General features: G+C 63.1%; 23 protein-coding genes and 2 pseudogenes. 17 read left to right on the forward strand and 8 right to left on the reverse strand.

The features are described from left to right. Both ACIPSK_RS24570 and ACIPSK_RS24575 read right to left on the reverse strand, forming a co-directional pair. Positions 1-924: a TIM barrel protein gene (locus ACIPSK_RS24570; protein WP_162118063.1), complete on the reverse strand. Its 924-nt coding sequence runs from the start codon at positions 922-924 to the stop codon at positions 1-3. 42 nt (positions 925-966) lie between these two features. Continuing rightward, entirely contained in the window at positions 967-1881 is a 915-nt protein-coding gene (locus tag ACIPSK_RS24575; protein ID WP_162118062.1) for a sugar phosphate isomerase/epimerase family protein, read from the reverse strand. Positions 1882-2083: 202 nt separating this feature from the next. On the opposite strand from ACIPSK_RS24575, the gene ACIPSK_RS24580 reads away from it, so the two are divergent. Further along, positions 2084-3085: a LacI family DNA-binding transcriptional regulator gene (locus tag ACIPSK_RS24580; protein WP_162118061.1), complete on the forward strand. Its 1002-nt coding sequence runs from the start codon at positions 2084-2086 to the stop codon at positions 3083-3085. A 68-nt stretch (positions 3086-3153) separates the two neighbouring features. Here the strand turns inward: ACIPSK_RS24580 and ACIPSK_RS24585 are convergent, their stop codons facing one another. Continuing rightward, entirely contained in the window at positions 3154-4059 is a 906-nt protein-coding gene (locus ACIPSK_RS24585; protein ID WP_026154076.1) for a S1C family serine protease, read from the reverse strand. Positions 4060-4214: 155 nt separating this feature from the next. After that, positions 4215-4934: pseudogene (locus tag ACIPSK_RS24590) on the reverse strand (helix-turn-helix domain-containing protein); the annotation flags it as partial. Here ACIPSK_RS24590 and ACIPSK_RS24595 point away from each other — a divergent pair. The 3 genes and pseudogenes from ACIPSK_RS24595 to ACIPSK_RS24605 all read left to right on the forward strand — a co-directional run. Then, positions 4909-5754 (forward strand): annotated as a pseudogene (locus ACIPSK_RS24595) (SDR family NAD(P)-dependent oxidoreductase); the annotation flags it as partial. The pseudogenes ACIPSK_RS24590 and ACIPSK_RS24595 overlap by 26 nt on opposite strands. 348 nt (positions 5755-6102) lie before the next feature. Then, complete coding sequence (locus tag ACIPSK_RS24600; RefSeq protein ID WP_162118060.1) at positions 6103-7506, forward strand: aminotransferase-like domain-containing protein; 1404 nt, start codon at positions 6103-6105, stop codon at positions 7504-7506. A 325-nt stretch (positions 7507-7831) separates the two neighbouring features. Next, on the forward strand, positions 7832-8200 hold the full coding sequence (locus tag ACIPSK_RS24605) for a DUF983 domain-containing protein (protein WP_162118059.1): 369 nt from the start codon (positions 7832-7834) through the stop codon (positions 8198-8200). 98 nt (positions 8201-8298) lie between these two features. Here the strand turns inward: ACIPSK_RS24605 and ACIPSK_RS24610 are convergent, their stop codons facing one another. Continuing rightward, positions 8299-9198, reverse strand: a complete 900-nt coding sequence (locus tag ACIPSK_RS24610) for a LysR family transcriptional regulator (protein WP_162118058.1) — start codon at positions 9196-9198, stop codon at positions 8299-8301. Between the two features lie 143 nt (positions 9199-9341). Here ACIPSK_RS24610 and ACIPSK_RS24615 point away from each other — a divergent pair, with 143 nt between their 5' ends. The 4 genes from ACIPSK_RS24615 (at position 9342) to ACIPSK_RS24630 (ending at position 12072) form a co-directional block, all read left to right on the forward strand. Beyond that, complete coding sequence (locus tag ACIPSK_RS24615; protein WP_162118057.1) at positions 9342-9953, forward strand: glutathione S-transferase family protein; 612 nt, start codon at positions 9342-9344, stop codon at positions 9951-9953. Positions 9954-10013: 60 nt separating this feature from the next. Then, a complete protein-coding gene (locus tag ACIPSK_RS24620; RefSeq protein WP_162118056.1) occupies positions 10014-10946 on the forward strand; it encodes a pyridoxamine 5'-phosphate oxidase family protein in 933 nt (310 codons plus the stop codon). Positions 10947-11029: 83 nt separating this feature from the next. Continuing rightward, positions 11030-11491 carry a nuclear transport factor 2 family protein gene (locus ACIPSK_RS24625; protein WP_162118055.1) on the forward strand — a complete coding sequence of 154 codons (462 nt, stop codon included), beginning with the start codon at positions 11030-11032 and terminating at the stop codon, positions 11489-11491. Between the two features lie 20 nt (positions 11492-11511). Then, a complete protein-coding gene (locus ACIPSK_RS24630) occupies positions 11512-12072 on the forward strand; it encodes a TetR/AcrR family transcriptional regulator (RefSeq protein ID WP_162118054.1) in 561 nt (186 codons plus the stop codon). A gap of 142 nt (positions 12073-12214) precedes the next feature. On the opposite strand, the gene ACIPSK_RS24635 is transcribed toward ACIPSK_RS24630, so the two are convergent. Then, entirely contained in the window at positions 12215-12346 is a 132-nt protein-coding gene (locus ACIPSK_RS24635) for a hypothetical protein (protein WP_003546730.1), read from the reverse strand. A 157-nt stretch (positions 12347-12503) separates the two neighbouring features. Here ACIPSK_RS24635 and ACIPSK_RS24640 point away from each other — a divergent pair, with 157 nt between their 5' ends. Continuing rightward, a complete protein-coding gene (locus ACIPSK_RS24640) occupies positions 12504-13208 on the forward strand; it encodes a hypothetical protein (RefSeq protein ID WP_162118053.1) in 705 nt (234 codons plus the stop codon). Positions 13209-13259: 51 nt separating this feature from the next. Further along, the gene (locus ACIPSK_RS24645; protein ID WP_162118052.1) at positions 13260-13565 is read left to right on the forward strand and encodes a Dabb family protein; all 306 of its coding nucleotides are present in this window, start codon (positions 13260-13262) and stop codon (positions 13563-13565) included. A 243-nt stretch (positions 13566-13808) separates the two neighbouring features. Here ACIPSK_RS24645 and ACIPSK_RS24650 read toward each other — a convergent pair whose 3' ends face one another. Further along, complete coding sequence (locus tag ACIPSK_RS24650; protein WP_162118051.1) at positions 13809-15035, reverse strand: MFS transporter; 1227 nt, start codon at positions 15033-15035, stop codon at positions 13809-13811. A 353-nt stretch (positions 15036-15388) separates the two neighbouring features. On the opposite strand from ACIPSK_RS24650, the gene ACIPSK_RS24655 reads away from it, so the two are divergent. From ACIPSK_RS24655 to ACIPSK_RS24685, 7 genes are all read left to right on the forward strand, one after another. After that, positions 15389-15637, forward strand: a complete 249-nt coding sequence (locus tag ACIPSK_RS24655) for a hypothetical protein (RefSeq protein WP_017963587.1) — start codon at positions 15389-15391, stop codon at positions 15635-15637. Between the two features lie 55 nt (positions 15638-15692). Continuing rightward, positions 15693-16364 carry a response regulator transcription factor gene (locus ACIPSK_RS24660; RefSeq protein ID WP_003546765.1) on the forward strand — a complete coding sequence of 224 codons (672 nt, stop codon included), beginning with the start codon at positions 15693-15695 and terminating at the stop codon, positions 16362-16364. Continuing rightward, positions 16354-17757, forward strand: a complete 1404-nt coding sequence (locus ACIPSK_RS24665; RefSeq protein ID WP_018070966.1) for a sensor histidine kinase — start codon at positions 16354-16356, stop codon at positions 17755-17757. The genes ACIPSK_RS24660 and ACIPSK_RS24665 overlap by 11 nt, the downstream gene beginning before the upstream one ends. A 118-nt stretch (positions 17758-17875) precedes the next feature. Next, positions 17876-18298, forward strand: a complete 423-nt coding sequence (locus ACIPSK_RS24670) for a lipA protein (protein WP_017963589.1) — start codon at positions 17876-17878, stop codon at positions 18296-18298. A gap of 137 nt (positions 18299-18435) precedes the next feature. Then, positions 18436-19611, forward strand: coding sequence for a c-type cytochrome biogenesis protein CcmI (gene ccmI / locus ACIPSK_RS24675; RefSeq protein WP_446532976.1), 1176 nt, complete (start codon positions 18436-18438; stop codon positions 19609-19611). Further along, positions 19608-20135, forward strand: coding sequence for a cytochrome c maturation protein CcmE (gene ccmE, locus ACIPSK_RS24680; RefSeq protein WP_170257659.1), 528 nt, complete (start codon positions 19608-19610; stop codon positions 20133-20135). Before ccmI ends, ccmE begins: the two co-directional genes overlap by 4 nt. Then, complete coding sequence (locus ACIPSK_RS24685) at positions 20132-22120, forward strand: heme lyase CcmF/NrfE family subunit (RefSeq protein ID WP_170257658.1); 1989 nt, start codon at positions 20132-20134, stop codon at positions 22118-22120. The genes ccmE and ACIPSK_RS24685 overlap by 4 nt, the downstream gene beginning before the upstream one ends. A gap of 5 nt (positions 22121-22125) precedes the next feature. Here the strand turns inward: ACIPSK_RS24685 and ACIPSK_RS24690 are convergent. Beyond that, on the reverse strand, positions 22126-22329 hold a 204-nt coding region (locus ACIPSK_RS24690; protein ID WP_446532975.1), incomplete at its 5' end, for a hypothetical protein.

Below are 22329 nucleotides of genomic sequence, written 5' to 3' on the forward strand. Positions count from 1 at the left end.
CTAGAACCCAACTGACCTGAGATAGTCGCGGCTTTGCTTCACATCTTCGAGGCTGCCGGCGACATTGAGCGGATCGCGCTCCTGCTCGACGGTGATGAAGCCGTGATAGCCGATCTCCTCGAGCGCTCGTTTGACAGCGGGATAATCGATGACGCCGCGGCCGATCGGGCACATCACATCCTGTCCGCAGGCATCGAAGAAGCGGATGTTCTCGCCGAGCACACGGTCGAAGACGGTCTGGTCGATGTCCTTGAAGTGGACGTAGTCGAGCCTGTCGGCATAGCGGCGAAGCATCTCCACCGGATCCATGCCGGCATAATAGCTATGGCCGGTATCAAGGCAGAAGCCGGCGATCTCCTGCGGAATGTCAGCGGCCACCCGCTCGATCTCATCGACGAATTCGATATAGCCGCCTGCATGCGGGTGGATGACGGCGCGCACGCCGTATTTGCGCTTGGCGCGTTCGGCGATCGCCGTGATATTGGCGACCATCCCGGCCCAGGCCTTGTCGTCGAGACGCGGCGCACGATCGGAATGGCCGGCGGCATAGTCCCGCTCGTCGTGCCCCCAGTCCATGACCGTGAGATAGGGTGTTCTGAACCGCTGGCCCGCCACCTGTTCCGGCTGCGGCAGCCTGGTGATGACGGCGCAGATTTCGTCCGTCTGTCGCAGCAATGTCTCCCGATTTTGAGAAGAGACGAGATCGTCGAAGATCGTGCCGGCGACGATGAAGAGATTGCGCTCGGAGAGCGCCTTGGCGACGAGCGCATCATCGAGCGGCACGTAACCATAAGGCCCGAGTTCGAGGCCGCCATAGCCGGCCGCTGCCGCCTCGTCGAAGACGCGTTCCCAGGCGGGAAGGTTTGGATTATTGACGTCATCCACGCCCCAGCAGCAGGGGGCGGTCGTAATCGTGATGGTCACGGCTTTATTCCTGATTGTGGGTGCCGGGGCGGATATTGACGATCAGCCAAGTTTCCCGGGCCAGTATTTGTCGACATATTTCTGGATTTCAGAGCGCATGAAGCGGCCGGAATCGTCGGCGCGCTCCTCCCAGCCGAAGACGCAGGCGGTGATGATGCCGTCGAACCCGACAGCGGCGAGCGAGGAGAAAAAGACATCCCAATCGATCTCGCCCTGGTACATATCCATGTGCTGATGGATGGTGACCTTGGCGCCCGGCGGATTGATGATATAGCGCAGCCCGGACGACGCCTTGTGATTATAGGTATCGGCCACATGCACATGGGCGATCAGCGGGCCGGCATCGCGGATCATCCGCGCCATGTCGTCACCGAAATAGAAGGTATGCGGCGCGCAGTAGAGGAATTTGACGTTGTTCGAGCCGATGGTCTTCAGCATGTCGATCGCCGGATGCAGCGTCTCGCACCAGTCTTCCGGATGCGGTTCCATGTTGAGGGTGACGCCCTCGCGTTCGAACACCGGGACGAGCTCTTCGATCGAGCGCCACCAGGCGGCCTCGCTGTGCTCGTGGGTATGCATGCCGCCGCAGCAGCTGGCGCGGTGGCTGCGATCCGGCGACGGCCCGCGGCCAAATTCCGAGTTCATCGTATCGCAGCCCATCTCGGCCGCGATCGCGATTGCTTCCTTCCAGTAGCGCACTGCCGCCTGCCGCTCGTCCTCATGCGGGCTCGCCCAGCGGTACATCGGCAGGATCGAGGCGAGCTGGACGCCGTGATCCTTCAGGGCCGACTTGAATTCCGCGATCCGTTCCTTGTGCGCCCGCGGGCGCACCCACCAGGGCAGAAAGTCGTCACGCGGTGACAGCTCGATATGCTCGTAGCCGAGCTCCGCCGCCTTGCGGCAGAGGTCGCGCAGGTTGAGGTGACGGTGCATATGCGGGTCGAGTGCGATCTTCATCTGGCTCCTCCGTCATCCCCGGCCGCATCGGGCCGGCGGATAATCCTTGATCTCGTTTGTTTCGGACGTCCGGTGCTCCTCCCGGATTGCTGGCACGATACGGCTGCGGCGCCCCCATGCTCCAATGCTTCCTTGATCAAATTTGATCATTGACCGCGAAGCCTGCCGATGCTCTGCTGTGTCAGCTTTGGGAGTGAGCCTGATGAAGGTGACTTTGAAGGATGTCGCAAGCCAAGCCGGCGTTGGCACCGCGACCGTGGAGCGCGTCCTCAACGGCCGCGGCGGCGTGCGGCCTGAAACGGTGGAGAAGGTCTTCCTGGCGGCAAGACGGCTTGAATACCGGCAGAGCCTGGGGGTCGCCCATCGCGGCCTGATCCGGATAGAGGTGATCCTCGTTCGCCCTGAGACCAGCTTCTATTCGCGTCTGAACCGGGCGTTCGAGCGCATTGCCGCCTCGCTCGACGACAGCATTGTCGTTCATCGCACCTTCGTCCGCGAGAACGAGCCGGCGCAATTCGCCCGCTATATCGCCAACCCGACGGCGCGCCGGTCGGCGCTGATCGTGGTTGCGCCCGACCATGCCGATGTTGTCACAAGCGTGCGGAAGGCGGCCGGTCTCGGCATTCCCGTCGTCCAGATCATGACCCGTCCGGCCCCCGAACTGCCCTATGTCGGCATCGACAATTATGCTGCCGGACGCACCGCGGCTCACTATATGTCGGGCATGCTGGCGCAGCGCCCCGGTTCGTTCGTCGCTCTCTGCCACAGCGGCGCCTATGAGAACCATAAGGAGCGGATCCGCGGCTTCTCCAGCTATCTCTCGGAGAAGGGTTCAAACGAGCATCGTTTCATCGAGGTCATGTTCGACCTTGATGACGAGCACAATGCCATGGAGCTGCTGCAAGCGGCACTTCGGCGCGAACCGGGCATCATCGGCGTCTATAGTGCAGGCGGCGACAACAAGGGTGTTGCGAGCGTGCTCGCGGCCAACAGGGCTGGGCGGCCGTTCTGGGTCGGCCACGAATTGACGCGAGAGACGCAGGACTATCTCAGCCGCGGCATCATGTCGATCGTGCTCGACCAGGCGCCGGAGGTGCAGGCGAGACGCTCGATAGACCTTGCGCTGAACAGGCTTGGTCTCATCGAGGTGGAGGTCAGCGCCGAGCCGGTGCGCTTCCTGACGATCACATCGGAAAATCTCTGAGGCGGGATAGGATGCGCGGAGAATCCGCTCGAACGAGCGCCCGTGTCTGTCACGACGCCGGCGCGACCTCACTGCAACTGCGGCTTCTTGAGAAAGCTGTTGCGGTCGGCGGACTTGATGCGCAGCCATGCTTCCCGGCCGTTCCGGAGGATCCGCATGGGAATCTCGGCGCCGGCCGGGCCGCTGCTCCAGAGCTTGCGGTAGAAATCGGCCAGGCCATCGACCTCTTCGTCGCGGATCTCCGAAATGATATCGCCTTGACGCAGGCCCGCCTCGGCGGCCGGGCCGCCTTCGGCCACGCTCATGACCACCACGCCGCCATTGCTCTCGGCGGAGAAGGCGCCGAGCCAGGGCCGCGGCGGTCTGTTGACCTGACCCCGGTTCAAGAGATCGTCGAGGATCGGCGGCAAAAGGTCGATCGGCACGACCATGTTGATATCGGCGACCTCGTCGCCCTGGCTCATCTGCAGGCGAAGCGAACCGATGCCGAGAAGCTTGCCGTCCGAGCCGATCAGCGCCGCACCGCCCCATGAGGGATGGGCCGGTGCCGTGAAAATCGCCTCGTCGAGCAGATATTCCCAATAACCGGCGAATTCCTGCCGGGCGACGATATTTGCCTCGACGAATTCTCCGATGCCATCGGCCAGCACGACGGGATCGCCGGCCTTGGCCGTCGCCGCGTCGCCGAGATCCACCGCCGGCGCATTCAGAGAGCCAAGCGCCTGGACCAGGCCGAAGCCGCTTTCCTGATCATAGGCAAGCGCATGCGCGGGAACCACCCGCCCGTCATGGGTCGTCAGCCAGACCTCTTCGGCCTCGGTGATGAGATAACCGATGGTCAGCACCAGCCCGTTGTCGCGAATGACCACGCCGCTGCCTTCCCGGACGGTGCCCAGCGTCTCCGCCGTGAAGGCATCTTCCGGAATGGAAGAACGGACGGCCACGACTGACCGCAAAATCGGATCGATATTCATGCTTTCATCCCGATAGGCGCCGGCACGAAAGGCCGAAAGCCGGCGCATTCTTCCTTGAATAGGTAAGAGAATAGACGGCGGGTGCAAGACCGTATCGGAGGGAATTTCGGCAGGCCAACGCGCGACCTTTCCCCCTGCCTGCACCAATCAAGGTTTCACTGAGCGCCGAGACTATTGCGCATGGCACCGGCGGGCGGCTGAGCGCGACCATATTGCCGCGGCGAGCATCCCATCACTCTCTTGAAAGCGGTGCTGAATGCGCTTTCGGATTCATAACCGAGCGACAGCGCGACACCGGCAATTGCTTCGGCCGAGCTTGTCAATCGGTCACCTGCGAGAAGCATGCGCCAGCGCGTCAGATAATCCATCGGCGCCAGCCCGACCTTTTCCTTGAAGTGGAGAGCAAAACTGGACCGGGACATCGAGGCCCGTTCAGCCAGAGACTGCAAGGTCCACTTGCGGGCTGGATCGGCATGCAGGGCAGCGATAGCCGCGCCGATCCGCCGGTCGGTAAGCGCGAAAAGCCAGCCGACGCCTCGCGCATTCGGCGATGCGATATGGAGGCGCAACACCTGCATGAGCATGACATGCGCAAAATGCTCCGCCATCAGAAAGCCACCCGGCTGCTGGTTGCGCAATTCGCGCGTCATCCGATCGAGGCACCAGCGCAGCACGGCGGCGTGATCGGAATCCCTCTTCACATGGACGATCGGTGGCAGGATTCCGAGAAGGATGTCCGAATTTCCTCCCGAAAAGGAAAAACGGCTGCCGATCAGGAAGAAATCGCCGCCGCCGTTGCACGTCGCAATGCCGTCGCGGGCGATCGAATAGATCGCATCGGATGGCTTCGAGAGCCTCGGGCTCGAGACCACGCGCGCTCTGGCGGGCGCCGGCGCCAAGGTGACCATCGGCGCAAGGAACATCGAGGCGGCGCGCAGTGCGGTCGCCGGTATCGATGGCGTAGAGATTGATCGGCTCGACCTTTCCGACCTCGAAAGCGTTCGCGTCTTTGCCGAGCGGTTCGTCGCGTCTGGCCGCAGCATCGACATCCTGATCAACAGCGCCGGCATCATGGCCTGCCCAGAAACGCGTGTCGGCGACGGGTGGGAGGCACAGTTCGCGACCAATCATCTCGGCCATTTCGCCTTGGTCAACCGCCTTTGGCCGGCGCTCTCGCGCGGCGCTCGCATCGTTTCGGTTTCCTCCGGTGGCCATCGCAACTCCGCCATGCGATGGGAGGATGTGCAATTCGAGACCGGTTACGACAAATGGCAGGCTTACGGCCAGTCGAAGACCGCCAACGCACTTTTCGCCGTGCATCTGGACAGGCTCGGGCGCGACACCGGCATCCGCGCCTTCTCGCTGCACCCGGGCAAGATCTTGACCCCCTTGCAGCGCTATCTCGCAAAGGAGGAAATGGTCGGCGCCGGCTGGATCGATGCGGACGGCAATCCGGTTGATCCGACATTCAAGACCCCATCCCAGGGGGCCGCCACGCAGGTTTGGGCGGCGACCTCGCCGCAACTCGACGGTATGGGAGGCCTCTATTGCGAGGACTGCGATATCGCCATCCGCGCAACCGATGGAGAACCCGGCGGCGTCAGCGACCATGCCGCCGATCCCGAGGAGGCGGCACGCCTGTGGATCTTGTCGGCAAGGCTGACCGGCATTGATGCTTTCGCGGCGCATGCCTGAACCCATAGCGCGCGGCAAACCCTCGTCAATGCGCGCCGAAGACACAGCCGATTGTCTTGCCGTCCTCGCGCCTCACCCGGGCCTTCTCGGGTGAAGGCGTCATTGGCGCGCACGCTGCCGAAATCGGCCTGCAACAGCGCGGTCGCCGTGCCAGATTGTATTTGCGCAAATAGCAGTCAAATCCGGCGACAATCCGTCATTAAAACGTATCAAGGCGTGCGCAAAAGCTGTGGCATTCCGTCCTGCGTCGCTCTGCGGACCCAGAGGCGCGACATTTTTCGTGACAGCGACATTGTGCAACAATATACGGTCAATCTCATCAGGAATCAGACTGACACGGATCACGACATGAAAGACTGGCATCCAGATCTCAGCCGCAGCAGCAGCCCCCGTTATATGGCGATCGCCGATGTGATTGAAATGGATCTGCGCAGCGGACATCTGGTGGCTGGGGATCGGCTGCCGCCGCAGCGCGAACTCGCCAAGCGGCTGAATGTCGATTTCACGACGGTAGCCAGAGGGTACGTCGAGGCGCAGAAGCGCGGGCTTGTGGATTCGCATGTCGGCCGAGGCACCTTCGTCACCGGTGGCGCGGACAAGGAGCGCCGGGGATTCGCGCCCGACGCCGCGCCCGATCCCCGCCGCGCCTCCATCGTCGATTTCTCGATGAATATGCCGCCGGAACCGGATGATCCCGAGTTGATTGCCCGCATGCGCGAGGGCATGTCGGCGGTGGCGGCGAACCTCATTCCGCTCCTGCGCTACCAGGGTTTCGGCGGCTCCAGCATGGACAAGGAGGCTGCTGCCTCCTGGCTCAGCCGCCGCGGGCTGGTGCCCTCGCAGGAGCGCATCTTCCTCACACCCGGCGCCCATCCGGCCCTGCTGGCGATCTTCGGCTTGCTGGCAAAACCCGGCGAGACCGTGCTTTCGGAGATCATCACCTATCCCGGCATGCGCTCGATCGCCGCCCAGCTGCGGCTCAATCTGGCCGGCTTGCCGATGGACGAGGACGGTATCCTGCCGGATGCCTTTGCAGACGCCTGTGAGAGATTTAAACCGAAGGCGCTCTATCTCAATCCGACGCTGCAGAACCCAACGACGCTGACCATCCCGGCCAGGCGCCGCGAGCAAATCTCAGCCGTCGCCCGCAAATATCATGTGCCAATCGTCGAAGACGATGCCTACGGCTTCATTCCGCAGCAAGGCCCGGCGCCGCTCGCGGCAACAGCGCCCGATCTGACCTGGCATATCGGCGGGCTGGCAAAATGCATCGGCGCGGGTCTGCGCCTTGCCTATGTCGTGGCGCCTGACAGCAAGGCAGTGTGGCCCTTCGTCAGCGCCATGCGCGCCAACAATGTCATGGCCTCGCCACTGACCGTGGCGCTCGCCACCCGCTGGATCGAGGACGGCACCGCCGATACGATCCTGCGTTTCATCCGCGCTGAGGCCGCCGCCCGCCAGCAGATGGTCGCCGCCATCCTGCCGGCCGGCAGCTACCGCGCCGATCCGATCAGTTTCAACATCTGGCTGCCGCTCTCCAACGGCTGGACCCGCTCGACCTTCGGCAGCCACACCCGTTCTTCCGGCATCGGCGTCGTCGCAAGCGATGCCTTCACGGTCGAGGGCGCGGCGCCCGAGGCCGTGCGTGTCTGCCTTGGCGGACCGATCACCCGGGAGAAACTGCAGGGCGCACTGGAATTCATGGCCCACGCGCTGGGAGGTCCGCCTGAGATGGCGGCGTCGTTCTTCTGACGCAGAACCCCGCCTTGGGCTGATCAGGCCCGGACGAAAGCTGGAAGCGGTCGGGATCAGATCGGCCGCACCCTAAGCTGTCCGGGCATGGGCAAAGCATAGCCGTCACGTTCACGTCTGACCCGCCCAGGCTTCTAGGCCCGGCTGCGGCCTCAAATGCCGTTTCAGAAATCTGCAGTCAGCTTGCCGCCAGCCTGCGCTGCGAGATCTGCGGCATTCTGACGAATTGACTGGCAATATCCCAACAATGTAATTATATTGTATGCATACATTGATGAAACAATTGATCACATCAATATTCACGGTACAGCAAAGTGAGATCGTCATGGAAACGGAATATCCCCCACTTCCTCCGATACAGACCGGCATCAGGGGACGCTGCCCGCGCTGCGGCCAGGGCCATATGTTCAAGGGCTTTCTGACGCTGCAGCCGGAATGCGAAGTCTGCGGCCTCGATTATTCCTTCGCCGATCCGGCCGACGGTCCGGCCTTCTTCGTCATCTGCTTCGCCTGCATCCCGAGCGTGCTGCTCGGCGTGTGGCTGGAGGTGGCCTTTTCGGCGCCGATCTGGGTGCAGCTTCTGGTCACCGGTCCCTTCATGCTCGCCACCTGCATTCCGCCGCTCCGGCCGCTGAAGGGCTGGCTGGTTGCCAGCCAGTATTTCTACAAGGCGGAAGAGGGCAAGCTCGCCTAAAGCATGTCGCGCAAAAGTGTGCACCGGTTTGCGCAAACGACATGCGTAAAAACAAAGACCTAAAGCGCGAGGGCGAATCTGAAAGATCGCCACGCGCTTTAGGACTTGTTTAGCGTCGCGCGCAGTCGCGGCGTCGCGAAATCGAGCAGCGCTCGCAGTTTCAGAGGCACCAGGCCTTGCGCGGGATAGACGAGATGGACCGGCGCCGGCGGCGGTTCGAAATCTTGGAGCAGCGGCACCAGCAACCCGGCCATCTCGGCGCGTGCGGCCTGGTAGGAGAGCACGCGAGTGATGCCGAGGCCGGCGACAGCCGCATCGACCGCGGCCTCGGCAGTGTTGACCGCCAGCCGCGAGCGGATCGGCACCGCGAGATCATGTTTCCCCTCGGTGAATGTCCAACTCAGCATCGAGGCCATACCCTCGAAGGTGACGCAGTCATGCCCAACGAGATCGCCTGGATGCCGGGGCAGGGCGTGCCGCGTCAGATAATCCGGGCTGGCATAGACCGTGCGGCGGATCGCGCCGAGCCTTGTGGCGATCAGGTTGCTGTCCGGCAGGTTGCCGATCCTAAGCGCTACGTCGATATGATCCTCGACGAGGTTCGATATCCGGTCTCCGAGCATCAGCCTCAGATTGATATCGGGATAGGCTTTCAGGAAATCCACCACGACAGGCAGGACGTGCAGCCGCCCGAAGACGATCGGCGCGGTCATCGTCAACTCGCCCTTCGGCGCGCTGTATTCACCGGCTGCCGTCCGTTCCGCCTCTTCCACTCGATTGAGAATCTCCCGCGCCGCCTCGACATAGGAGCGGCCGGCTTCCGTCAGCGTGATCTTCCGGTTGCTCCGTTGCAGCAGCTGGGCGTTGAGATGGGCTTCCAGTTCTGAAACCTTGCGGCTGACAGTTGCGAGCGGGGATCGCAGATGCCGTGAGGCGGCCGACAGGCTGCCCTGTTCGACGACGGCAAGGAGCACGGTCATGGCGTCGAGGCGGTCCATTCTATCCTTCCATGAATTGGTAGCATGCCTTCCAGATTAGCATTCTACTGCAGCCAGATGGAAGGCAGTAAATTACACAACAGATGGTTCGAAGCGGCCATCGCCAATCGCGTCCCGTCAATCGGAAGACCAAAGGAACCATCATGAAACTCTATCACTACCCGCTTTCCGGCCATTCGCACCGGGCTCACCTGTTCCTGTCGCTGCTTGGCGTGCCCTATGAACTGGTCGAGGTCGACATGGCGGCAGGCGCCCACAAGGCGCCGGACTTTCTGAAGCTCAATCCCTTTGGCCAGGTGCCGGTGCTCGACGACAATGGCACGGTCATTGCCGATTCCTCTGCCATTCTCGTCTATCTCGCGCGCAAATACGGCCGCACCGACTGGCTGCCGGAAGAGGCGGTGGCCGCGGCGCGGATACAGAAATGGCTCTCGGTTGCGTCAGGCGAGATCGCCTACGGACCATGTGCCGCGCGGCTGGTCACCGTCTTCGGCGCCGATTTCCGCACCGACGAGGTGATCGCCCGGGCGCACCGCATTCTCGCGCTGATCGAGGCGGAGCTCCACGGCCGCAGCTTCCTGCTCGGCGACAATCCTGTGGTCGCCGACGTGGCGCTCTACAGCTACATCGCCAACGCACCGGAGGGCAATGTCGATATCTCAGCCTATCCAAGCGTTCGTGCCTGGCTTGCGCGCATCGAGGCGCTGCCGGGTTTCGTCGGTTTTCGCAAGACCAAGATCGGCCTTGCCGCGTGACAAGCCGCCGGGGCAGGTCGCTGTCCCGGTTCCCTAAATGCTGCCCAAAAGGAGGCCGTGATGCTGGAGCAGACAAGACAGGACGCCACATCGCCCTGGCATGTGGGTGAACTCGCCATGCAGCGCAATGTCGGTGTCGCTGAACGCATGGATGGGCCGGGAAGGAATTTCGTCCGCAAGGCCATGCCGGAGCAGCACCGCGCCTTCTTTCCGATGTTGCCTTTCGTCGTGCTCGGCGCAGTCGATTCCATGGGCGATGTCTGGGCGACGGTCAGGGCTGAGCGCCCTGGTTTCATGGCCTCGCCGGAGCCGGAGATTCTCGAGGTCCGCCTGCCGCGCGACGCAGCCGATCCTGCCGATGCCGGCATGGAGGATGGCGACGCGATCGGAATGCTCGGCATCCAACTCGAGACCCGGCGCCGCAACCGGCTGAACGGCGTGATCCGCAGGGCGGATGCTGGAGCTTTCCAAGTGCGCGTCGGCCAGAGCTTCGGCAATTGCCCGCAATATATCCAGCTTCGCTCTTCCGCCTTCGTCCGCGATCCGGATATGCTGAGCGCAATGCCGCCCGTTCATTCCGGCCAACTCGACGATCGGGCGCTAGGGATGATCGAGGGCGCCGATACGTTTTTCGTCGCCTCCTATGTCGACCGCGACAATGGCGAGCGGCAGGTGGACGTGTCCCATCGCGGCGGCACTGCCGGCTTCGTCCGGATCGGCACCGACGGCGTGCTGACCATTCCCGACTTTCCCGGCAATCGGTTCTTCAACACGCTCGGTAATTTCCTCGTCAACCCGAAGGCGGGTCTGGTGTTCATCGATTTCGAAAGCGGCGACCTGCTGCAGATGACGGGCAGGGTCGAGGTGCTGCTGGATTCGCCTGAGATCGCCTCCTTTCAAAGGGCGGAACGGCTGTGGCGTTTCACGCCCGAAGCGATCGTGCTTCGCCCGGATGCCCTGCCGCTGCGGTGGTGCCTGCATTCCAACCGCTGAGGCGAAACGCCGCCTCGGCTTGCTAATCATTGTACCGATCAGTACCATGAAAACCGTTCAGTACAGAAGCGCCCCGAGAACCTATGTCCAGCCTCGTCCCGCCTTTCACCCTTGAGACCGCCACCCAGAAAGTCCGTCTTGCCGAGGATGGCTGGAACAGCCGTGATCCCGAGCGCGTCTCGCTCGTCTATACGCCGGACAGCCGCTTGCGGAACCGTGCCGAATTCATCACCGGCCGCGCCGAGATCGTCGCCTTCCTCACCCGCAAATGGGCAAAGGAGCTGGATTACCGGCTGATCAAGGAAATCTGGGCCTTCACCGATCATCGCATCGCCGTGCGCTTCGCTTATGAATGGCACGATGACAGCGGTAACTGGTTCCGTTCTTATGGCAACGAGAACTGGGAGTTCGACGCCGCCGGCTTGATGCAACGCCGCTTCGCCTGCATCAACGACCTGCCGATCCGGGAATCGGAGCGCAAGTACCATTGGCCGCTCGGCCGGCGGCCGGACGACCATCCCGGTCTGACCGAACTCGGCCTCTAAACAAGCCAAGGAAGCCGCGGGTGAAGACCGTCTACGAACGCGCCGACATCGTGCCGCTGCTGGCGGAAATCTTCCGCGAGTTCGGCTATGAGGGCACGTCGCTCAGCCGGATCACCGAACGCACCGGCATCGGCAAGGGCAGCCTTTACCACTTCTTTCCCGGCGGCAAGGAGGAGATGGCGGGTGCCGTGCTCGCCGATGTCGATGCCTGGTTCGAACATGCGATCTATCAGCCGCTGAGAAAGGACGACGCCGATCAGGCGATTGCCGCGATGTGGACGAATGTGAGCGATTATTTCCGCTCCGGTCGTCGTATCTGCCTCGTCGGCGCCTTTGCGCTTGACAAGACCCGCGAGCGGTTTTCAGCAGCGATCGGTGATTATTTCATCCGCTGGATCGACGCCTTGCGGTCGGCGCTGATGCGGGCAGGCTGCCCCGAGGGGGAGGCGCAAACGCTCGCCGAGGAGGGCGTCGCGGGCATTCAAGGCGCGCTGGTGCTGTCGCGCGCGCTTGATGATAGAATGGTTTTCACCCGATCGTTGGACACGTTGGCGAAGCGGCTCGATGCTGTGATGAGATGAGGGGCGGTAATGTGCTGAGGGGCAAACCGCTGGACGTTGATTGCAATTGGGAAAAATTCACCCGGCCACGAGTGACTGGCCGGGGCATTGATCGGGCGCTGGCAGGCGCTCGAGCTTACATTGGTAGCGTTTTGCGTCTATTTCAGCGTTGCTGTTGAGGCTGCTGGGCCGGGCGCGTATTTTCGCGTTCAGGGCGAACCTGGCGCCATTCGTTTTCCATCTGATCGACGACATGCTGGGGAATGGTGGTTTGGCTGTTGGCGGGCGTCTGCATCGGAAGTCTCCTCTGTTCGTGGTAAGGCTTCGGGGCAAGAAGATGCATTGCATAAGACAAAAGGCGTGTAAATCAGTGGCTTAAACACTTTAAACGATTAAATTGAATTTAATCGATTAAGACGGTTTTAACCATGATATTTCGAGGGAAGCGCGGAATGGTTGTCCACATGGACCGGACATTCTTTTTCGATACGGTGAGGCACCGACTCTTCAAAGGAAACCTGACTCAGCCTCAGGTAGTGGGCATCACGGCGATTCTCGACGCTTGGGAAGAACGCTTTGCCGATGCCGACCGTCGGTGGCTCGCCTATATCCTCGCAACCGCTTATCACGAGACTGCCTATACGATGCAGCCGGTACGTGAGACGCTGGCGGAAAGCGATGCCCGCGCGGTCGAGATCCTGGAGACGGCCTTTGCCGCAGGCCGGCTGTCCTGGGTGAAGACGCCCTACTGGCGGCCGGACGAGGATGGCCGCAGCTGGATCGGCCGCGGCCTGGTGCAGCTCACCCATAAGCGGAACTATCAGGCGATGAGCGTACTGACGGGGATCGACCTCGTTGCCGAACCCGACCGGGCGATGGAGATGGATGCGGCGGTGACGATACTGATCGACGGCATGCTGCAGGGCAGCTTTACCGGCCATAAACTCGCCGATCACCTGAACGCGACGACCGCCGACTGGGTGAATGCGCGCCGCATCGTCAATGGCACCGACCGGGCGGAAAAGCTCGCAGCCTATGCCATGGTCTTCGATGCGGCGATACGTCCCGATGCGGCCCATGGCATGCTCGCGCGGTTGAAGGCCTGGGGCGCACATGTTATCGCCCGGCTGACAGCCGGAGCGCCGCGCGTCCGATAGGATGCGCCAAGGTCGCTCCATCATTTTGACAAATCCGACAGGAGCTTCCGCGTGATCCGTCATATCGTCTTCTTCACCGTGCAGGAGGAACATCTGCAGGAGGTGAGGGCCGGGCTTTCGATCCTGACCGGCATTCCGCATGCGCGGCTGCTGGAAATTGGCAGCAACGTGAAGACCGATCAGTTGGGCACCGAGATCGATCTCGTGGTCTACGGCGAATTCGACGATGAGGCGGCCCTTGCCGCCTACAAGGCGCACCCCGATTACCAGCTCTCGATCGAGCGCGTACGGCCGCTCCGGGAAAAACGCATCGCCGCCGATTACGACAGCCGCACGGCGGTGACGCGGCCGCTCTGAATTGCCCAAGCGTTTAACTGGGAAGCTACATTCCATTGAAATTTCAAATGGATGACTGATTGTCCGGATTCGGATCGTCGCCAAGCTGACTCAGCTTCTGAGCCACCGAACTCAACTTTCGAAAAAGCGGCGGCAAGCGATTCGAAAGATTCGTCAAAAAGGGGCTGCTGCTTCATGGTCTGGCTGCCGCAGCGGTTGCGGCGCGCGGGCGAAAAGCCTCTCTCGTTCATGCGTGGATGATAATCAGGAGACATTAAGAATGGCTGACTCCGATGCGCGGGCGCCGCGCACCAGCGCCATCAGCATCAGCACGAAGATGAGCGACAATGCCGCGAGAACGGCGCAGGCGACGAGCGCCGGGCCGGTGCCGGCGCGGTCGAGGATGGCGGTGAAGACGACCGGGGCGATGGCGTTGGCGAGATTTTGCGGCAGCGACAGCCTGGCCGATTGCAGGCCGAATTCGCGCGGTGAAAACAGTGCCAGCGGCAGCAGCGCGCGGGCGACGGTCATGACGCCGGCACCGAATCCGTAGAGCAGGATGAAGGTGACGAGCAGCGGTGTCGACGGACTGGCGAAGAGCATCATCAGGAAACTCATTGCCATGAGGCTGATACCCATCGCCGCGCTGAGCATGGGGTTGCCGCGCCGGCCGAGCAGCATGTCGAGGAAACGCGCCGAGATGCCGAGGACGCCGCGCGCCGAGCCGAGCTGCAGCGCAAAGGCCGGCGAGGCGCCGGATTGGCGGAAGATCTCGAGTAGAGATGGGGAGATGCCGAAGGTGATGAAGGTCGAGATCGTCGTCGCCGCGGCGATCAGCAAGAAGGCCTTGCGCTGCGCCGCTTTCGATAGCGGCACCGGGGCGATTTCAGCCATGCCGCCTTCGACATGCGTTGCGATCGGTTTCGGCAGGGCGAAAAGATGCAGCGGCAGGCAGACGAAGAATTGCAGCGCCGCGCAGACGAGAAAGGTGAGGCGCCAGCCGACCGTCTCGTTGAGCAGGCTGAGGATCGGCCAGAAGATGGCGCTCGATAGGCCGGTGAACAGCATCAGGATGGCGATGACGCGTTTGCCGTTCGCGCCCTCGCGCTCGACGACGGCGGTATAGGCTGGTGCCGAGAGGCCAAGTGCGCCGCCGAGACCGATGATGACCCAGGCACTGGCATAGAGCAGGATGCCGTTTGCGGCGGCAAGCAGAAGCAGGCCAAGCGCAAAGGTCAGCGAGGCGGCCGAAAGCACTCGGGCAGCACCATGGCGAGCCAGCCATCGGCCGGTCGCGGGACCGACAATGGCGCTGACCACCATCATGATCGTCAGGCCGGCAAATACCACCTCGTTCGCCAGGCCGAGATCCGGCGCTACGACGCGGCCCATGACCCCGAGCATGTCGAAAGTCGTGCCCCAGCCGATCAGCTGGGTAACGGCAAGGACGGTGACCGTCTGCGCCGAGCGGAAGCGGGAGGATTTTGGCATTGGTGCTGAAACGGTCTGAGATGCGGGGGCCGCAAGGACATAACAGTTTCAACCGGCCGGCGAAAGCTGCGGTCGGCAGAATGCGATGAGCGCGGACGACTCGCAGACAAAGACTATGGTGTCGGTCCCGCCGGCTCCCCACCTTTACGGGAGGTGATAAAGAACGCGCGGATTCCAAGGCTGGAGGGCATCGTTTGGGGACGCTATGGCGGCAGTTTCCAGGCGCTGAAACAGGCTGTCCCGAACAGTCGAGAACAGTTCTGGACACCCTGCATTACAGCGCATTCATTTGCCATTCAGGTCGCGTGAGTACATATTCGGGGCAAGTTGGCATTACCTTGAAAGCATAACACATGGCCTTTCCTCTGAGCGTCGCAGCATTGGCCGCCGGACTGGTGGTATCGGCGCCCTCACCGGACGCCACGAGCACTTTTGTCGTGCGTGTCGGAGGCGATTGCAGCGCCGCCGCAGCCCAGGTCGTCGAGCAGACCGGCGGCCAGCTGCTGTCCGTGCAACCGGTGGGCGATACCTGCATCATCACCGTTCTTGTGCAGGGCAATGGCCAGCGCCCACGCAAAGTCACGGTAAAGGTTCCGATGTAGGCGGAATCGGCTTATTCAGGACATTGATCGATTTGAAGCGGACGAAAGTGGACCGATGCGCATCCTGGTAGTCGAAGACGACGTTAATCTGAACCGGCAGCTGGCCGACACGCTGAAGGAGGCGGGCTATGTCGTCGACCAGGCGTTCGACGGCGAGGAAGGCCATTTCCTCGGCGACACCGAACCCTATGACGCCATCATCCTCGATATCGGCCTGCCGGAGATGGACGGGGTCACCGTTCTTGAAAAATGGCGCGGCGCCGGCCGCGGCGTGCCGGTGCTGATCCTGACGGCGCGCGACCGCTGGAGCGACAAGGTCGCCGGCATCGATGCCGGTGCCGACGACTACGTCACCAAGCCCTTCCACGTCGAGGAAGTGCTGGCCCGCATTCGGGCGCTGATCCGGCGTGCGGCCGGGCATTCCTCATCCGAGATCATCTGCGGGCCGGTACGCCTCGATACCAAATCCTCGAAGGCGACGGTCAACGGCACGACGCTGAAGTTGACCTCGCACGAATATCGGCTGCTTTCCTATCTCATGCATCATATGGGCGAGGTCGTCTCGCGCACGGAACTGGTCGAGCATATGTACGACCAGGATTTCGACCGTGATTCCAACACGATCGAAGTCTTCGTCGGCCGCCTGCGCAAGAAAATGGGCGTCGACCTGATCGAAACGGTGCGCGGTCTCGGTTACCGCATCCAAGCGCCGAAACATGCGAATTAAGTCGCTCACCGCACGTGTGTTGCTGCTGACCACGGTCTGGTCGACGGTGGCGCTGGTGGTGATCGGCCTCTTGATCTCCACCCTCTACCGCAAGAGCGCCGAACGCGGTTTCCAGGATCTGCTGAGGGCGCAGCTCTACAATGTCATCAATTCGGTGACGATCGGCGATCAGGGCGCACTCAGCGGCAGCCCGCAGCTCGGCGACCTGCGCTTTGCCCAGCCGAAGACCGGCTGGTACTGGGTGGTGGAACCGCTCGGCACCTATACGACAGCTCCGCTGGTGTCGCCTTCGCTCGGCTCGGCGCTCATCCCGGTTCCCTCCGTCGTCGAGGCGCCTTTCGACAAGAATTACGAGCGGTACTATCAGGTGACGGATGCCTCCGGGAACCGTGTGCAGGTGGCCGAGACCGAAGTGGTGCTTGATACCGACGGGCGCGCGGCGCGCGTCCGCGTCACCGGCAATGTCGATGTCGTCGAGGACGACGTGCGCACCTTTTCCCACAGCCTCTATCTGGCGCTTGCCGGTTTCGGCGTCGGCAGCCTGATCGTCAACGCCCTGGCGATTCTCTATGGCCTGAAGCCGCTCGACAAGGCCCGCGCCGCACTGGAGCGCATCCGCGCCGGCGAGAGCGAGCAGCTGAAAGGCGACTTCCCGCGCGAAATCCTGCCGCTTGCCAACGAGGTGAACGCGCTGATCGATAGCAACCGCCGCATCGTCGAGCGGGCCCGCATGCAGGTTGGCAATCTCGCGCATTCGCTGAAGACGCCGATCGCCGTGCTGCTCAACGAGGCGCGCGTCCTCGAAAAATCCCATGGGGAGCTGGTCCGCAGCCAGGCGGAATCGATGCAGGGGCAGGTGCAGTCCTATCTCAATCGGGCGCGCATCGCCGCGCAGCGCGAATCCGTGCTCGCCCGCACCGATGCCGAGCCGGCGCTCGAGCGACTGGTGCGCGTCATGCGCCGGCTGAACGTCGATACTGAATTCGATCTCGTCGTCTCGCCGCCGCATCTGGCCGTTGCCATGGAGCAGCAGGATCTCGAGGAGACCGTTGGCAATCTCCTGGAAAATGCAGCGCGCTTTGCCAAGAGCCGGGTGCGGCTTTCGGCCGTCGAGGCCGGCGAGGATGTGAAGGGGGTTGAGGCGAGCGCGCGCCGCCACTGGGTGGAGCTCGCCGTCGAGGATGACGGGCCGGGCCTGGAGCCGGATCAGATCCGCGAGGCGCTGAAGCGCGGCCGCAGGCTCGACGAAAGCAAGCCGGGAACCGGGCTCGGCCTCTCGATCGTCACCGAGATTTCCAATGAGTACCAGGGACGGCTCGAGCTTTCCCGCGGTGAATGGGGCGGGCTGAAGGCGAAGCTTATCCTGCCTGGCGTCACAAAGGATGTTGCATGAGCAACTGCTTGATGTCACAAAGATACTAGCAAATGTATAGCATGCTTTGCCTTAATGCTGACACGGGGACGCTGCACTTCGATCGGCTGAAATTGACCCCTGATCGTGGTTCGACGCAATGATTTTACGCTCGCAAGGCATGATCGTTTCTGCTCTTCTCGTCGCCGTCGCGCTGTCCGGCTGCACGACGACGAAGGGCGCCGCCTCGCGCGGCATTTTTTCGAGCAAGCCCTCGGCATCGGCTGCCTTCATCACCGCGTTGCAGGGCGGCATCGTCGGCCGCAGCGGCGTGACGCTTGGTGACAGCGACAAGCAGCGGGCGCTCGAGGCGGAATATCGGGCACTGGAAGGGGCCGCCGTCGGCCAGCCCGTGCTCTGGACCGGCAAGGACGTGACCGGCAAGGTCGTCGCGGCTGCACCCTATCAGGTCGGTTCGCAGAACTGCCGGCAATATACCCATACGCTGACCGTCGACGGCAAGGACACGGTGGCGCGGGGCGCTGCCTGCCGCAACGACGACGGTAGCTGGTCGCCGCTCTGAATTGCGGCCAATAGAGCGCGCGCTAAGGACGATCTATCGCTTTAAACCAGCACATGGGGATTATGTGCTAACCTCAAATCTTCGTCATTCCGGCTTTGGCAGTTGGAATGAAGGCGCGCTTCACGTATTTGGGCGACATGCTGTTCTGGATTCTCGTTGCCGCTTTGACGGCAGCCCTCGCCGTCATCCTGCTCTACCCCCTTCTGCGCGGAGCGAAGGCGGCGGATAATATCCGTGCGGGCGAGACGGCCGTCTATCGCGACCAGTTGCGCGAACTCGACCGCGATCTCGATGGCGGGCTGATCACCCCGGAAGAGGCTGATTATGCCAGGGCGGAAATCGGCCGGCGGCTGATCGCCGTCTCTGCCGACGAGCAGGCGCAGACACTGAAACCCGCGCGGCATCACCGTTTCACCGAGGCCTTCGTCCTCCTGCTCCTGCCGGTTCTCGGCCTCTGTCTTTATTTGACGACGGGCAGGCCGGACCTGCCCTCGCAGCCGCTGGAAGCGCGGCTGGAAAACCCTGGCAATGACGTAGCGGTGCTGATCACCAAAGCGGAACGGCACCTGGCTGAGAAACCTGATGACGGCAAGGGCTGGGACGTGCTGGCGCCGATCTATTTCCGCACGATGCGCATCAACGACGCGCAAGTGGCCTACCGCAACGCCATCCGGCTTCTCGGCCCGAGCCCGGTCCGGCTCGATGGCCTTGCCGAGACGCTGATGGCGGTCTCCGACGGGGTGGTGACGGAGGAGGCGCGGCAAGTGCTGGAGCAATCGCTGACGCTGGAGCCTGACAATCCGCGCGCCCGTTTCTACATCGCCCTCAGCATGGAGCAGGCGGGACGGCCCGATGAGGCGCGGCAGGCCTTCGAGGCGCTGGCAAAACAATCGCCGGCCGATGCGCCGTGGCTGCCGCTGGTCAACCAGCATATCGCCATGAACGGCGGCGCGCCGGCAGGCGCCGGTTCGGCTGCCCCGGGCGCCAATCCATCTGCCTCGGGCGCCAATCCGGCCCCCGGCAATCCCACGCAGCAGGATGTGACGGCGGCCGAGACCATGAACGCCGGCGACCGGCAGCAGATGATCCGCGGCATGGTCGAAAGCCTCGATGCCAAGCTCAGCGAGGATCCGAACAATTTCGAGGGATGGATGCGGCTCGTCCGCTCTTATGCCGTTTTGAACGACAAGGATCGCGCCGCCGGCGCCCTGAAGCGCGGGCTTGCGGCCTTTCCGCCGCCCGGCGAACAGGGCAGGCAATTGCTGGCGCTGGCCAGGGAACTCGGCATAGCCTCGGAGGGAGCGACGCAATGACGCGCAAACAGAAGCGCCTGGCGGTGATTGCAGGCGGGATGGGCTTCATTGCCGCCGCCGTGCTGCTGGTGATGTTCGCCTTCAGCCAGTCGGTCGCTTATTTCTACATGCCGGCCGATCTCGCCCAGACGCCGGTGGCGCCGGAAACCCGCATCCGCCTCGGCGGCCTGGTCGGTGAGGGCAGTGTCGTGCGCGGCACCGGCTCGACGGTGGAGTTTGCCGTCACCGACGGCAGCACCAATGCCGTCAAGGTCCAATATACCGGCATCCTGCCCGATCTCTTCCGCGAGGGCCAGGGCGTCGTCACCGAAGGCATGTTCACTGCCGGCACGAACATCTTCGTCGCCGACACCGTGCTTGCCAAGCATGACGAGACCTATATGCCGAAGGACGTGGCCGACAGGCTCAAAGCCCAGGGACTGTGGAAGGAAGGCCAAGGCCAGGAAGCTCAGGGCCAGGAAGGTCCTGGGAAGCAAGGCCCAGGAAAGGAAAGCCAAGCGCAGGAAGTGAAGGCGACGCCATGATCATCGAGATCGGCCATTACGCGCTGGTGCTGGCGCTGGCCACGGCGCTCATCCTTTCCATCGTGCCGGTGATCGGAGCCCGTCGTCACGACCGGGCGATGATGGATGTGGCGACGGTCGGCTCGCTGGCGATGTTTGCGCTTGTGGCCTTCTCCTTCGCCGTGCTGACCTATGCCCATGTCGTCTCGGATTTCTCGGTCGAAAACGTCTGGGAGAATTCGCATTCGCTGGTGCCGCTGATCTACAAATACTCCGGCGTCTGGGGCAATCACGAGGGATCGATGATGCTCTGGCTGTTGATCCTGACGCTGTTCAGCGCGCTGGTCGCCGTCTTCGGCCGCAATCTGCCGGAGACGCTGAAGGCCAACGTATTGGCCGTGCAGGCCTGGATTTCGGTGGCCTTCACGCTGTTCATCCTTTTGACCTCCAATCCCTTCCTGCGGCTCGATCCGGCGCCGGCCGAGGGCCGCGATCTCAACCCCGTCCTTCAGGATGTTGGTCTGGCGATCCACCCGCCGCTGCTCTATCTCGGCTATGTCGGCTTCTCCGTCTGCTTCTCCTTTGCCGTTGCTGCCCTCATGGAAGGGCGCATCGACGCCGCCTGGGCACGCTGGGTGCGGCCCTGGACGCTGGCGGCCTGGACCTTTCTGACGCTCGGCATCGCCATGGGCTCCTACTGGGCCTATTACGAGCTCGGCTGGGGCGGCTGGTGGTTCTGGGACCCGGTGGAAAACGCCTCCTTCATGCCGTGGCTCGCCGGCACCGCGCTGCTGCATTCGGCGCTTGTCATGGAAAAGCGCGAGGCGCTGAAGATCTGGACGGTGCTGCTCGCCATCCTCACCTTCTCGCTGTCGCTGATGGGCACCTTCCTGGTGCGCTCCGGCGTGCTGACCTCGGTGCATGCCTTTGCCAGCGACCCCTCCCGCGGCGTCTTCATTCTGTGCATCCTGCTGATCTTCATCGGCGGGGCGCTGTCGCTGTTTGCCTTCCGCGCGCCGAAGCTTGCGGCCGGCGGGCTGTTTGCGCCGATCTCGCGCGAGGGCGCGCTCGTCGTCAACAATCTGATCCTGACGGTCGCCTGCGGTACGGTGCTGACCGGCACGCTCTATCCGCTGCTGTTGGAAACGCTGACCGGCGACAAGATCTCCGTCGGGCCGCCCTTCTTCAACCTGACCTTCGGCCTGTTGATGGCACCGCTGATCGTCATCGTGCCGTTCGGGCCGATGCTGGCCTGGAAGCGCGGCGATCTGCTCGGTGCGCTGCAGCGGCTCTATGTCGTCGCGGGTCTCGCCTTCCTTGCCGCACTGATCTTCTTCTATATCGAGCATGGCGGGCCGGTGCTTGCCGTCCTCGGCCTGGCCGCCGGGCTGTTCCTCATCCTCGGTGCGGTGGCCGATCTCTGGTGCCGCGCCGGCATCGGCAAGGTGGCGGGCAGCCTTGCCTGGCGGCGGCTTTCCGGCCTGCCGCGTTCGGCCTTCGGCACGGCGCTAGCCCATGCCGGGCTCGGCGTCACCGTGCTCGGCATCGTCGCGGTGACGACGTTTGAGAGCGAGCATGTCATCGAGATGAAGCCCGGCGAGGTGACCGAGGCCGGCGGTTACAGCCTGCATTTCGACGGCATGCAGCCGGGGACCGGGCCGAACTATACCGAGGAGCGCGGCCACTTCACCATCCGGCGTGCCGGTGTCGCAGTTGCCGATACCTGGTCGGCCAAGCGCCTCTATACCGCCCGGCAGATGCCGACGACGGAGGCTGGTATTCTGACCTTCGGGCTCAGCCAGCTCTACGTCTCTTTGGGTGACGCCACCAAGGACGGCGGCATCGTCGTGCGCATCTGGTGGAAGCCGTTCATTCTCTGCATCTGGGGCGGCGCGGTGTTCATGGCCTTCGGCGGCCTGGTTTCGCTCAGCGACCGGCGCCTGCGTGTCGGCGCCCCGCGCCGCAAGGCGAAGCCGGCAGCTCCTGCCATGGAGCCGGCGGAATGACGCGCTCACGGCTTTCTTCCCCTTCTCCCCATCGGGGAGAAGATGCCCGAAGGGCAGATGAGGGGGCCGAGCGGCGGAGCTGCGAGGAGCTTGAGCGCAAGGGAAAGGTCGCCTGTGCTGCGAAGGGTGGCCCCCTTGTCCGCCCTGTCGGGCACCTTCTCCCCGAGGGGAGAAGGGGAATGCGGCTTCTCTCCCGGCTCCTCATCGTC

The organism is Rhizobium sp. LARHSG275 (assembly GCF_052871115.1).